Raw genomic sequence first — 13,161 nt, 5'->3', positions numbered from 1 at the left:
TCCCGTGGCACGGACGACCAAGCACATCTTTGTAACCGGAGGCGTGGCCTCCTCGCTGGGTAAGGGCCTCACGGCTTCCAGTCTCGGGAATCTGCTCACCGCACGCGGGCTCCGCGTCGTGATGCAGAAGCTCGACCCGTATCTGAACGTGGACCCGGGCACTATGAATCCCTTCCAGCACGGCGAGGTTTTCGTCACCGACGATGGCGCCGAGACGGATCTGGATATCGGTCACTACGAACGTTTCCTGGACCGCAATCTGTCCGCCAAGGCGAACGTGACGACCGGCCAGATCTACTCCGCTGTGATCGCCAAAGAGCGGCGCGGCGAATACCTGGGCGACACCGTTCAGGTCATCCCTCACATCACCAACGAGATAAAGTCCCGCATCCGGGCGATGGCGGAGCCCGACGAGCAGGGGATCGTCCCTGACGTCGTGATCACCGAGGTCGGCGGAACGGTCGGTGACATCGAATCGCTGCCGTTCCTCGAATCCATCCGCCAGATCCGGCACGACATAGGCCGCGACAACTGCTTCTACTTGCACGTGTCGCTCGTGCCTTACCTCGCGCCGTCGGGTGAGCTCAAAACCAAACCCACGCAGCACTCTGTTGCCGCCCTGCGCAACATCGGTATCCAGCCCGACGCGCTGGTCTGCCGGTCTGACCGGGAGATCCCAGCGTCCATGAAGCGCAAGCTCGCGCTTTACTGCGACGTCGATCAGGACGCCGTGGTGTCGGCTCCAGACGCGCCGTCCATTTACGACATTCCCAAGGTGCTGCACCGCGAAGGGCTCGACGCCTATGTGGTGCGCCGGCTCGGGCTGTCGTTCCGCGACGTCGACTGGGCCGCGTGGGATGACCTGCTCGAGCGCGTGCACAACCCGCATCACGAAGTCACCATCGCGCTCGTCGGTAAGTACATCGACCTGCCCGACGCGTACCTGTCGGTCTCCGAGGCGATCCGCGCGGCCGGTTTCGGTCACCGGGCCAAGGTGAACATCCGCTGGGTACCAAGTGATGACTGCGAAACACCAGAAGGCGCCGCCAAGGCACTGTCGCAAGTGGACGGTGTCGTGATTCCCGGTGGCTTTGGTGTGCGGGGCATCGAAGGCAAGATCGGTGCGGTCCGTCACGCGCGCACGAACAAGATCCCGACGCTCGGCCTTTGTCTCGGCCTGCAGTGCATCGCGATCGAAGTGGCGCGGGACTTGGCTGGCATCGCCAAGGCCAGTTCGTCGGAGTTCGACGAGCGCACGCCTGACCCGATCATCTCGACGATGGCCGATCAGGAAGACATCGTGGCCGGCAAGGGTGACCTCGGCGGCACGATGCGCCTGGGTTCCTATGTGGCCAAGCTGACGCCCGGCTCGATCGTCGCCGAGGTCTACGGCAAGACCGAGGTCACCGAGCGGCACCGGCACCGGTACGAGGTCAACAACGCCTACCGGGCCGCGCTGAGCAAGGCAGGGCTCCAGATCTCGGGCACCTCGCCCGACGGCAAGCTCGTTGAGTTCGTCGAAATGGATCGCGATAAGCACCCGTATTTCGTTGCGACACAAGCACACCCGGAGCTCAAGAGCCGGCCGACGCGCCCGCATCCGCTGTTCTCCGGACTGGTAGCTGCGGCCATCGAATACGCTCAAGCGGACCAGTTGCCAGGAGTCGCCGCGGGAGTCTGATTTGTACGAGGTAGTGGACAGCACCAAGCAGTTCAGTGGGGCCATCTTCGACGTTGTCACCGACCGGCTGACGATGGCCGACGGGGCTGTCCATCCACGCGACGTCGTCTACAAACGGGGCGCGGTCGCTATCGTCGCCCTAGACGCGCAAGGCAATGTCGTGCTCGTGCGCCAGTACCGGCACGCGGCACGGCAATACCTGTGGGAGATCCCGGCTGGACTGCTCGACGTGGACGGGGAAGACCCGGCCGCGACGGCGGTCCGTGAACTGGCCGAGGAAGCCGATCTCCTAGCGGACCGCATCGAGCCGTTGTTCAGCCTCTTCACATCGCCCGGCTTCACCAACGAGACGACCCACGTCTATCTGGCTCAGGGTCTCAGCGAGGTCGCCGAGCCGGACAGGCATGTCAGGCACGCTGAGGAAGCCGACATGCAGACGAAGACTGTCCCCTTGGCGACCGCTATAGACATGATCTTCAGCGGGGAAATCACGAACGCGGTATCGGTCGCGGCCTTGCTCGCTGTAACCGCCCGCGGGAGCGTGATTGACTAAGCCGCTCGTTCGTTGACCTCACGGTGACGTTATTCAACCCGTCACTCTGTTAACCCATACCAAGATTCGGTGACAGAGTGTCAGGCTCGCGCGGGGTATCCCACGCTTAGAGTGACGCCGCAGACGGTGTTCCGCGAATGCGGCAACGGGGCCGCTCACACCGTCGCTCAGGCACTGGAGGGTCAGGCAATGAGGGTTGGAGTTCCCCGCGAGATAAAGAACCACGAATACCGTGTGGCTATCACGCCTGCCGGTGTTCATGAGTTCGTGCGCCACGGTCATGAGGTCGTCATCGAAGCTGGAGCGGGCCTCGGTTCCTCCATCACCGACGATGAGTTCCGTGCCGCGGGAGCGTCGATTCTCGGCACGCCCGACGAGGTGTGGGCCGCCGCCGAGATGATCCTGAAGGTCAAAGAGCCGATCGCCGAAGAGTACGACCGCATGCGCCCAGGCCAGGTCCTGTTCACTTACCTGCACCTGGCCGCCTCCAAGGAGTGCACCGACGCGCTGCTGACCCAGAAGGTCACCGGCATCGCCTACGAGACGGTCGAAATGCCCGACCGCTCCCTGCCACTGCTCGCGCCGATGAGTGAGGTCGCGGGCCGTCTCGCACCGCAGGTTGGCGCCTACCACCTCATGCGCTTCGCGGGTGGCCGGGGTGTTCTCCCAGGTGGGGTACCAGGTGTGCGTCCCGCCAAGGCTGTCGTGATTGGAGCGGGCGTCTCCGGCATGAACGCCGCGCAGATCGCCGACGGTCTCGGCTTCGAGGTCAGCCTCCTCGACCTGAACATCAACAAGCTGCGCCAGGCCGACGAGCGGTTCCAGGGTCGCGTTAGGACGGTCATGTCCAACGCCTTCGAGCTAGAGCGGGCCGTCCTGGAAGCCGACCTCGTCGTCGGAGCGGTCCTCGTGCCCGGTGCCAAGGCGCCGACGCTTATCAGCAACAACCTCGTGGCGCGGATGAAGCCGGGCAGTGTGCTCGTCGACATTTCGATCGACCAGGGTGGCTGCTTCGAGGACTCGCACCCCACCACGCACGCCAACCCCGTTTACCGCGTGCACGACTCGGTCTTCTACTGCGTGGCCAACATGCCAGGCGCAGTGCCGCACACCAGCACCTACGCGCTCACCAACGTCACGCTGCCGTACGCGATCTCGCTGGCCAACCACGGCTGGAAAGAGGCGCTGCGCAAGGACCGCGCGCTGGCACTGGGACTGAACACATACGACGGTCACCTGACCTACGGCCCGGTTGCCGAGGCGCACCACCTGCAGCAGCTTTCGCTGGAGCAAGTTCTCGCCGCCTAATCTGAGGTCACCGCGTGTCCCGGTACTGCTGGGACACGCGGTGACGTACAGTCGTCCACGATGGGCGGAAGGGCGTAAGCACATGGCGGGCAACGAGCGGTCCTGGACTTCATCGCTTCGTGCGGATCACTCTGCAATGGACCTGAGTGCCGATCTGGGTCCTGCGGATCCTTCCGCGTACACAGCGCGCAAAGAGATCCCCGAACCGATGCCGACAGACCGGCACGGTCCAGCGCGGATCATCGCGATGGCGAACCAGAAGGGTGGCGTCGGAAAGACGACCACCACGATCAACCTTGGCGCGGCACTAGCGGAGTATGGCCGCAAAGTGCTGGTTGTCGATTTCGACCCACAGGGCGCATTGTCAGTCGGGCTGGGAGTCAACCCCCACAACCTCGACCTGTCGGTCTACAACCTCCTGATGCAGGAAGACGTCCTGGCCGAGGACGTTCTCATCAAGACGGATGTCGCCAACCTGCATCTGCTGCCAGCTAACATCGACCTTTCCGCGGCTGAGATTCAGCTCGTCAACGAGGTCGCCCGCGAGATGGCTCTGGCCCGGGTGCTGCGCAACGTGCGCAAGGAATACGACTACATCCTCATCGACTGCCAGCCGTCACTAGGCCTGCTCGCTATCAACGCTTTGACGGTCAGTCACGGGGTGCTCATTCCGCTGGAGTGCGAATTCTTCAGCCTCCGCGGGGTGGCGCTGCTCCTGGACACCATCGACAAGGTGCGCGAGCGGCTCAACTTCGATCTCGAGCTTGAGGGCATCCTCGCCACGATGTATGACAGCCGCACCACGCACTGCCGTCAGGTGCTGCAGCGCGTCGTGGAGGCCTTCGGCGACAAGGTGTACCAGACTGTCATCACCAAGACGGTGAAGTTCCCCGAGTCCACGGTGGCCGGATCGCCGATCACGACGCTCGACCCAGCGTCGTCCGGTGCCCGGAACTACCGTCAGCTGGCACGCGAAGTAATCGCCGCGCAATCAGCAAGATAGGGTCTTACTCGTGAGTGAGGCCGTTGCTACCCGTTTCACCGTGCGGCTCACCAACTTCGAGGGCCCCTTCGACCTGTTGCTGCAGCTCATTGGCAAGCACAAGCTCGACGTCACCGAAGTGGCGCTGCATCAGGTCACCGATGAGTTCATCGCCCATATCCGGGGCATGGGCGACGCCTGGGATCTCGACGAGGCCAGTGAGTTCCTGGTCATCGCGGCCACCCTCCTTGACTTGAAAGCCGCGCGGCTGCTGCCCGCCGCGGACGTGGAAAACGAAGAAGACCTCGCCCTGCTCGAAGCACGGGACTTGCTATTCGCCCGGCTCCTGCAATACCGCGCGTTCAAGCAAGCCGCGGCCCACCTGGCCGAGCTGGCCGAAGTCGGCGACCGCCGCTGGCCGCGGCAGGTTTCGCTGGAGCCCCGGTTCGCCGAGGCCCTGCCCGACCTTGTGCTCGGCATCGGCGCCGATCGGCTGCTGAAACTGGCCATCAAGGCACTCGCGCCGAAACTGCCGCCGAAAACCGTCTCTGTCGCCCACATTCATCAGGTACGCGTTAGTGTGCGCGAGCACGCCGAGATGTTGCGGCAATGGCTGATGGTCATCGGCTCGGCCACTTTCGAGATCCTCACCGACGATTGTTCGGGCACCCTCGAAGTGGTTGCCCGCTTCCTGGCGCTGCTTGAGCTCTACCGGGAAGGCCTGGTCGGCTTCGAGCAGGAGATCGCGTTAGGTGAGCTGATAGTCCACTGGACCGGCACCGAAGGCAATGTGGCGCTATCAATCGACGAGTACGGAGACGAGGAAGACGGCGAAGATGAGTGACCTAGAGCAGCAGGCGGCAAGCTGGGTTCCGCCATGGCAGCGGCCCACACCGTCCACTCCAGACACACCGTCCGCCGGTGCACCCGACGACATCGACGAGCACATCCCGTCAGACGAACCGTGGTGCGAATTCGACGACACCGAGGACCCCAACTTCTCGCCAGCCGACGACCCCCTCGACGAAGCCCCGACCGCCGAGGCGTCCACAACGGATACGCCCGTCGCGTCAGAAGCGCTGACAGTTGAACCGGCCGCGTTGGCCGAAGCAGCCGCAAATAACGAACCGGTCGCAGGCGAAGCAGTCGCGGGCGAAGGCCAGCCAACTGACCCAGCCGCCGCGATGGCCGCAAGCGCCGGCGAAACCGAAGCGCCAAACAGCGAACTATCGGCAGCCGGCGAAGCGGCCCGAAACGAAGCGACCGCGGCCAGGGTCGCGGGCGAAGCGACCACCGCAGGCGGCGAAGGCAATGCAGGCGAAGCGACGGCGGCGGGCGGAAGCCAGGCGACCGAAGCGAGTGCAGCAGGCGAAGGCACCGCGACCGAAGCGAGCGCTGAAGGTGAACGCACCGCGACCGAAGCGAGCGCTGAAGGTGAAGCGGGCGCTGCAGGTGAAGCGGGTGAAGCGGGCGCTGCGGGTGAAGCGCCGGGCGAAGGTGCTGAAAGTGCTGTAGGCGAAGCGGTAGACGAAGAGGCGGCTGCCGCGGTGGCGCTTGCTGCTGAGGTGGCGGCGAAGAAGGCGGCGAGGCCGCGGAAGCCTAAGGCGCCCAAGGAGTCTGGCGAAGGAGGCGATGGCACGGGGATGCCTTCGGTTCCGGGACAGCGGACGTCGGATGAGGGTTCTACTCCGCCGCTGGCGGTGCCTGCTGAAGAGCTGAAGCCGGCGCTTGAGGCGATCCTGATGGTGGTCGATGAGCCCGCGAGCGAGATCATGCTGTCGCAGGTGCTCGACGTGCCGGCCGAGGATATCGGTGGGGCGCTTATCGAGCTTTCCGCCGCGTACACCCAAGAGGGCCGAGGGTTTGATCTGAGGCGGGCCGCTGGGGGATGGCGGTTCTACACCAGGGCGGACTATTCGTCCTATGTGGAGAGGTTCGTTCTCGATGGCCAGCAGCTGCGCTTGACGCAAGCGTCGCTGGAGACGCTTGCCGTGGTGGCTTACAAGCAACCCGTGACCCGGTCACGGATCTCGGCGATCCGGGGCGTCAACTGTGACGGTGTCATCAGGACGCTTGTCACGCGCGGGATGATCGAAGAATGCGGCTCCGAGCCGGAGTCCGGCGCGCATCTTTACCGCACCACGAACCTGTTCCTGGAAAAGCTCGGGCTCAATTCGGTGGAACAGCTGCCGCCGCTCGCGCCGTTCCTGCCCGACAACATTGATGAAATGGAAGCCGCGTGACCGAGGAGAGACTGCAAAAGGTCATGGCGGCGGCCGGGGTCGGGTCGCGGCGTGCCTGCGAGGTGCTGATCGATCAGGGGCGCGTGACGATCGACGGTAAGCGGGCGAGACTGGGCGACAAGGTGGACGCTACGACGGCGGTCATACACGTCGACGGCCAGCGCATCGTGACTGATACCAAGCTGGTCTATATCGCTTTGAATAAGCCCAAGGGCGTCGTGTCGAGCATGGCTGACGATCTGGGCCGTGAGGCGATCGCGGACTACATCGCCGACTTCGAGCAACGGGTCTATCACGTGGGCCGGCTCGACGCGGAAACCGAAGGCCTGATGATCATGACGAATGATGGGTCGCTGGCGCACAAGCTGACCCACCCGTCATACGAGGTGCCCAAGACCTACATCGTGACCGTGCCCGGTCCGCTGCCACGGGCGGTGGGACGGCAGCTCAAGGCCGGAGTCGAGCTTGAAGACGGCATCGCGACAGTCGACTCATTCAAGCTCATTCAAGACGTGGCGAAGACGGCTTTGGTGGAGATTGTCCTGCACGAGGGGCGCAACCGGATCGTCCGGCGGATGTTCGAGGAACTCGGATTCCCCGTCGACCGCCTGGTGCGCACCGCGATTGGCCCGGTCAAACTTGGCGACCTGAAGGTCGGCCGGCACCGTCACCTGAACCAGGGTGAGGTCGCCGCACTGTTCAAGATCGTCGAGAGATAGTTGTCGTAACCCGTTGGCATACTTGCCGACGTGTCTTTCGCAGAGGCGTTGCCTGAGCTAGCTGACCGCGACTGGATGCATCACGCGTCCGCCTTCTCCAACACCGGGTTCTGGTCGGTGGCGCGGCGGCTTCCCGCGATCGTGCGCGAGGCGGTCGCGGTTGGCTGGCAAGCGTCCAAACGCGACACCCTGGCCGCTCTCGGGCTCAATCTCGTCGCCGGTGTCATGACGACGCTCGGGTTGCTGGCGACGAGCAACGTGCTGGCGAAACTGTTCGCCGCGGGGCCGACTCCAGACAGGGTGCGGGCCGCGCTGCCAGCGCTTGCGGTCGCGGCGTTGGCCGTGATGGCCAAAGGCGGCCTGACCATCGCCGCGGGCTGGGCTCAGGCCCGGCTGTTGCCCCGCATCAGCTATCACGTCGAGCTGAAGCTGTTTGAGGCGACCACTTCCGTGCAACTGTCCGCCTACGACAGCTCTGGGTTCGCTGAAGACATGGACCGTGCCCGCGACCGGGGCATGCGTGAAGCGGCGTCCATTGTGGATGGCACCGTGAACTTGACGACCGGTGTCGTGGGTGTGCTCGCCACCGCCGTCGCGGTCGCGCTCATCGAGCCCATTCTGTTGCCCTGCTTGGTGCTCGCTTCGCTTCCCGCCGCAGTCACAGCGGTGCGGATGGCCCGCCGCGAATACCTGGCGATGCTGGCCCGCATCAACCGGCGGCGGCGCATGTGGATGCTGGCCCGTCTGATGGCAAACCGTTACACCGCTTCGGAAATCAGGTCTTATCAGATGCGCGGGTTCCTGCTGGAGGAATACCGCCGCATGATGGGCCTGGAGACGGTGGCTCAGTTGCGGTTGGTGCGTTCGCAAACAGCCACCCGGCTGGCGGGCATGTCGGTCGCTGGCCTCGCGCTCGGCGGGCTCTATCTGGTGCTGGGGATGCTTCTGCTCGACGGGTCGATCCCGCTGGCCGCCGCGGCGACGGCTCTGCTCGCCGTGCAGACCGCCCGCTCCGGGCTCAACACGGCGATCTTCGCGACCAACAGCCTTTACGAAGACGCCTTGTACTACAGCGATTACCGCGACTTCCTCGCCCGGTGCCAGGAATATGTGCGGCCCGCGACAGGCAAGGCCGTCGATGGATTCGAGAAGATCACCGTCGACAATGTGACGCTGCGCTACCCCGAGACGCAGCGGGCGGCTGTCGATGGGGTGTCACTGAGCTTCAGCCGCGGCGAGGTTATCGCGCTCGTGGGGGAGAACGGCTCCGGCAAGTCCACCTTGGCGAAACTGCTCGCTGGGCTCTATGAGCCGACTTCCGGCGTGATCGCGTGGGACGGCATGGACGTCAGTGAGATCGACGCCGACAGCCTCGCGTCGCAGATCGCCGTCGTGAACCAAGACTGGCAGCGGTTCCCGTTCACGGCCGGGCGCAATGTGTCCCTGGGCCGGCACGACCGTGCGGCGGATCAGGACAGCATCGTGCGCGCGGCGACCGCCGCCACCGCGCATGAGATGGTCATGGCGCTGCCTAAGGAATACGACACCCTGCTCGACCGGGAGTTCAAAGACGGGCATGAGATCTCTTCCGGGCAGTGGCAGCGGCTTGTCGCCGCGCGCGGGTTCTACCGCGACGCCGCGCTCCTGATTTGCGACGAGCCATCCGCATCGCTCGACGCGCGCGCCGAAAATGCGATTTTCCAGCAGCTCCGGGGCCGTCCAGACCGGACGGTTGTCCTCATCACCCACCGGTTGGCCAATGTTCGCCACGCCGACCGGATCTTTGTGCTGGAAAAAGGCCGCCTGGCCGAGCAGGGCACCCATGATGAACTTATGAGCAGACCCGAGGGCGTCTACCGGTCCCTGTTCGATTTGCAGGCGGCAGGTTATCGCCATGCTGGATGAGGGTGAGCTAGCCCGCAACGCCGTCGCAGTGCTGCGGGGCAACTGGATCCGGGAGCACACGGTCCCCGCCCGCACGCTTTATCCCCATCAATGGAGTTGGGACGCGGCTTTCATCGCGGTGGGACTGGCTTATGCCGACCCCGAGCGGGCGTGGGCAGACCTGCGATCGCTGTTTTCGGCTCAGTGGGCTGACGGCCGAGTACCCCATATTGTCTTTGATCCTGATGTTTCTGAGCGGGACTACTTCCCGGGTCCTGGGTTCTGGGGGCGGCAAACCACCGGGATCGTGCAGCCTCCGGTGCACGCGCGGGCGGTGTGGCTCGTGCATCAGCGCCATCCGTCGCCGCAGCGGCTGCGCGAGTTCTACCCAAAGCTGGTGCACCAGCAGGAATACCTTGCGCGGCACCGTGATTACGGCGGCGGCCTGGTGAGCATCGTCCACCCGTGGGAGTCGGGATTGGACAACAGCCCCGCTTGGGATGATGCCTTGTCGGCGATTCCGGCTGACCTGGACATGCTGCGGCAATATCGCCGGCGGGACATCGAGGTGGCCGCCGTGTCGCATCGCCCGACCGACCGTGACTACGCCCGCTATATCGGGCTGGCGGCGTCCTATCGTGACGTGGGCTATCAAGACTCCGCCAAGCACCCGTTCCTGGTGGAGTGCCCGGCGTTCAACACCCTCTATGCCGACGCTGAGCTGGCTCTCGCCGAGATCGCTGAAGCCATCGGGCAGGCACCCGCGCCGCACCGGCAACGGGCCCACGACATTCAGGAAGCGTTGCTACAGCGCCTGTTTGACTCGTCGACCGGCCTGTTCTACGCCCTCGATCTGCACAGCGAGAAGCGCACCGAAGCACGCTGCATCAGCGGTCTTTTGCCGTTGCTGCTGCCCGGCCTTCCTCTGGCGATCGCCGATGGTCTCGTGCGGGAGCTGACGAGCACGAGGTTCGGGATTCCGGCGGCCAGTTATGATCGCACGGCGCCAGACTTCGACACCCTTCGCTATTGGCGCGGCCCGGTGTGGATCAACATGAACTGGCTGCTGTGGCGTGGGCTGAAGGCCCATGGCCGTCCTGAGCTGGCCGAACAGCTGCGGATGGCGCTGCTGACGCTGATCGCCGAGCACGGCTGCTTCGAATATTTCGCGCCTGACACGGGCGAGGGGATTGGCGGCAGCGAGTTCAGCTGGACGGCCGCGCTCGCGCTCGACCTCATGGGTGGCATTATTGCGGGACCATGACACTGACCTCCCTGCTGCCTGACACGCCCGATCCCGAACTCCTGCTGGAGCGTTTTGACAGCTGGGCCAAGGGCCAGGGGATCTCGCTCTACCCGGCGCAAGAAGAAGCCCTGTTCGAGATCGCGACCGGGGCGAACGTGATCCTCAGCACGCCGACCGGCTCTGGCAAGAGCATGGTCGCGCTCGGGGCACACTTCTTCGCTTTGGCCGAGGGCAAGCGCACCTTCTACACCGCGCCGATCAAGGCGCTGGTGTCGGAGAAGTTCTTCGCGCTGTGCGCCGCGTTCGGGCCGGATCAGGTGGGCATGATGACCGGCGACGCCGCCGTCAACGCTGACGCCCCGATCATCTGCTGCACGGCTGAGATTCTGGCCAACCTGGCGCTGCGCGATGGCGCCGGCGCCAACGTGGGCCAGGTCATCATGGATGAGTTCCACTTCTACTCCGAGCCCGACCGGGGCTGGGCGTGGCAGGTGCCGCTGGTCGAACTGCCCAACGTGCAGTTCGTGCTCATGTCGGCGACGCTCGGCGATGTCACCCGGTTCAAGGAGGACATGACCCGGCGGACCGGCCGCGAGACGGCAGTCATCAGCTCGGGGGAACGTCCTGTCCCGCTCATCCACTCCTACGTGGTGACGCCGCTGCACGAGACGATCGAAGAACTGCTTTCGACCAAGCAGGCACCTATCTATATCGTTCACTTCACGCAGGCCGCCGCGCTTGAGCAGGCCAGTGCACTGATGAGCATCAACATGTGCACCCGGGCGGAAAAGGACGCGATCGCGACCCTCATCGGCAACTTCCGGTTCACTGCGGGATTCGGCAAGACGCTATCCCGCTTGGTACGCCACGGAATCGGCGTGCATCACGCGGGCATGCTCCCGAAATACCGCCGTCTCGTGGAGTTGCTCGCGCAGGCCGGCTTGCTGAAAGTCGTGTGTGGCACGGATACGCTCGGCGTCGGCATCAACCTTCCGATCAGGACAGTTCTGTTCACGGGACTGAACAAGTTCGACGGGCAGCGCATGCGGCTGCTGAAGGCACGTGAGTTCCACCAGATCGCGGGCCGGGCTGGCCGCGCTGGGTTCGACACTCTCGGCACGGTCATTGTGCAGGCACCCGATCACGTGATTGAGAACGAGAAGGCGGTCGCCAAGGCCGCCGGTGACGCGAAGAAGCTGCGCAAGCTCGTCAAGAAGAAGCCGCCCGAAGGCTTTGTCGGCTGGGGCCAGCCCACGTTTGAACGTCTTGTCGTGGCCGAGCCTGAACCGCTGACGTCCAGTTTCCATGTCAGTCATGCCATGGTGCTCAACGTCATCGAGCGGGGCGGTGACACGTTTGCCCACATGCGCCATTTGCTCACGGACAACCACGAGACGGCGAGCGCGCAGCGTAAGCACATTCGCCGGGCGATCTCGATCTTCCGGGCCTTGAAAGCGGCGGGAATCGTTGAGCAGGAAGGGCGCGAGGCGTTCGTGACCGACGCCTTGCAACTCGGTTTCGCGCTGAACCAGCCGTTGTCCCCGTTCGCCGTCGCGGCGATCGAACTGCTTGACCCGGTCGGCCCCAGCTATGTGCTGGACCTCGTTTCCATCATCGAGTCCACCTTGGAGGATCCGCGCCAGATCCTCTATGCCCAGCAGGACAAGGCGAAAGCCGAAGCGGTGGCGCAGATGAAAGCCGACGGCATCGAGTACGAGGAGCGTATGGCGCTCCTGGAAAACATCACCTACCCGAAACCACTGGCGGATCTGCTTGAGGTGGCGTTCGAGTCCTATCGCAAGGGTCACCCGTGGGTCGACGATCTGCGGCTGTCGCCCAAGTCGGTCGTGCGGGACATGTTCGAAAGCGGCATGACGTTTTCTGAGTACGTCAGTTTCTACGGCCTCGCGCGATCCGAAGGGCTGGTGCTGCGTTACCTCGCCGACGCCTATCGAGCGCTGCGTCAGACCGTGCCTGATGACGCGAAGACCGACGAACTGCTGGACCTCATCGAGTGGCTCGGCGAAACGGTCCGTCAAGTGGACTCGTCGTTGCTCGATGAGTGGGAGCAACTGCAAAATCCCGGAGCGACACCAATGGAGGCCGCACCGCCTGCGGTTTCCCGCAATGTTCGGGCGCTTCGGGTCGCGGTGCGCAACGCGATGTTCCGCCGTGTGGAACTGCTCGCCCGCGGCCGCACTGACCTGCTGAGTCAGCTCGATCCTGACGTGGACTGGCGCGAAAGACTCGACGCCTACTACGAAGACCACGATGAGATCGGCACTGGCCCGGATTCCCGTGGTCCCAGCCTTTTGCTCATCGAGCAGGGGGCGGAAGTCTGGAAAATTCAGCAGATCATTGACGATCCGGCGTCCGATCACGACTGGCGCCTCATCGCCGAGCTTGATCTCGCCGAGTCAGATGCCGAAGGTGCTGCGGTTATCCGGGTTCGGGAATTCACCGCGCTTGCGTAAAGCCGCAACTGTCCAATCACGACAGTGCAATCTTGACCTATCTGCATTTGTCTTAGAGCATCGACCCCGTC

At 64.3% G+C, this 13,161-nt stretch carries 10 protein-coding genes; all 10 read left to right on the top strand.

Annotation, left to right across the window (positions count from 1 at the left end; all coding sequences use genetic code 11):
• Positions 1 to 4 precede the first annotated feature (4 nt).
• The 10 genes from A3E1_RS0115785 (at position 5) to A3E1_RS0115740 (ending at position 13,090) form a co-directional block, all read left to right on the top strand.
• Positions 5 to 1,681, top strand: a complete 1,677-nt coding sequence (locus A3E1_RS0115785) for a CTP synthase (RefSeq protein ID WP_020521755.1) — start codon at positions 5 to 7, stop codon at positions 1,679 to 1,681.
• Position 1,682: 1 nt separating this feature from the next.
• On the top strand, positions 1,683 to 2,234 hold the full coding sequence (locus tag A3E1_RS0115780) for an NUDIX domain-containing protein (RefSeq protein WP_040390885.1): 552 nt from the start codon (positions 1,683 to 1,685) through the stop codon (positions 2,232 to 2,234).
• A 189-nt stretch (positions 2,235 to 2,423) separates the two neighbouring features.
• Positions 2,424 to 3,542: an alanine dehydrogenase gene (ald, locus tag A3E1_RS0115775; protein ID WP_026208483.1), complete on the top strand. Its 1,119-nt coding sequence runs from the start codon at positions 2,424 to 2,426 to the stop codon at positions 3,540 to 3,542.
• 82 nt (positions 3,543 to 3,624) lie between these two features.
• Positions 3,625 to 4,545, top strand: a complete 921-nt coding sequence (locus A3E1_RS0115770; RefSeq protein WP_026208482.1) for a ParA family protein — start codon at positions 3,625 to 3,627, stop codon at positions 4,543 to 4,545.
• Between the two features lie 10 nt (positions 4,546 to 4,555).
• A complete protein-coding gene (locus A3E1_RS0115765; RefSeq protein WP_020521751.1) occupies positions 4,556 to 5,368 on the top strand; it encodes a segregation and condensation protein A in 813 nt (270 codons plus the stop codon).
• Between the two features lie 703 nt (positions 5,369 to 6,071).
• The gene (gene scpB / locus A3E1_RS0115760; RefSeq protein WP_245571210.1) at positions 6,072 to 6,767 is read left to right on the top strand and encodes an SMC-Scp complex subunit ScpB; all 696 of its coding nucleotides are present in this window, start codon (positions 6,072 to 6,074) and stop codon (positions 6,765 to 6,767) included.
• The gene (locus A3E1_RS0115755) at positions 6,764 to 7,486 is read left to right on the top strand and encodes a pseudouridine synthase (protein WP_020521749.1); all 723 of its coding nucleotides are present in this window, start codon (positions 6,764 to 6,766) and stop codon (positions 7,484 to 7,486) included. The genes scpB and A3E1_RS0115755 overlap by 4 nt, the downstream gene beginning before the upstream one ends.
• Positions 7,487 to 7,516: 30 nt before the next feature.
• Positions 7,517 to 9,391, top strand: a complete 1,875-nt coding sequence (locus A3E1_RS0115750; RefSeq protein WP_020521748.1) for an ABC transporter ATP-binding protein — start codon at positions 7,517 to 7,519, stop codon at positions 9,389 to 9,391.
• Positions 9,381 to 10,634, top strand: a complete 1,254-nt coding sequence (locus A3E1_RS0115745; RefSeq protein WP_020521747.1) for an amylo-alpha-1,6-glucosidase — start codon at positions 9,381 to 9,383, stop codon at positions 10,632 to 10,634. The genes A3E1_RS0115750 and A3E1_RS0115745 overlap by 11 nt, the downstream gene beginning before the upstream one ends.
• Positions 10,631 to 13,090: a DEAD/DEAH box helicase gene (locus A3E1_RS0115740; RefSeq protein ID WP_020521746.1), complete on the top strand. Its 2,460-nt coding sequence runs from the start codon at positions 10,631 to 10,633 to the stop codon at positions 13,088 to 13,090. Before A3E1_RS0115745 ends, A3E1_RS0115740 begins: the two co-directional genes overlap by 4 nt.
• The last annotated feature ends 71 nt before the right edge of the window (positions 13,091 to 13,161 follow it).

The sequence above is a fragment of the Catelliglobosispora koreensis DSM 44566 genome (genome assembly GCF_000379685.1).
Lineage (GTDB): Bacteria > Actinomycetota > Actinomycetes > Mycobacteriales > Micromonosporaceae > Catelliglobosispora > Catelliglobosispora koreensis.
Note: the sequence above shows the minus strand (reverse complement) of the source record. Positions and strands in the feature narration are given on the sequence as shown.

Coding starts and splice junctions, on each gene's coding strand:
- ald (WP_026208483.1), top strand. CDS start 2,424: ATGAGGGTTGGAGTTCCCCGCGAGATAAAGAACCACGAATACCGTGTG.
- A3E1_RS0115770 (WP_026208482.1), top strand. CDS start 3,625: ATGGCGGGCAACGAGCGGTCCTGGACTTCATCGCTTCGTGCGGATCAC.
- A3E1_RS0115745 (WP_020521747.1), top strand. CDS start 9,381: ATGCTGGATGAGGGTGAGCTAGCCCGCAACGCCGTCGCAGTGCTGCGG.
- A3E1_RS0115740 (WP_020521746.1), top strand. CDS start 10,631: ATGACACTGACCTCCCTGCTGCCTGACACGCCCGATCCCGAACTCCTG.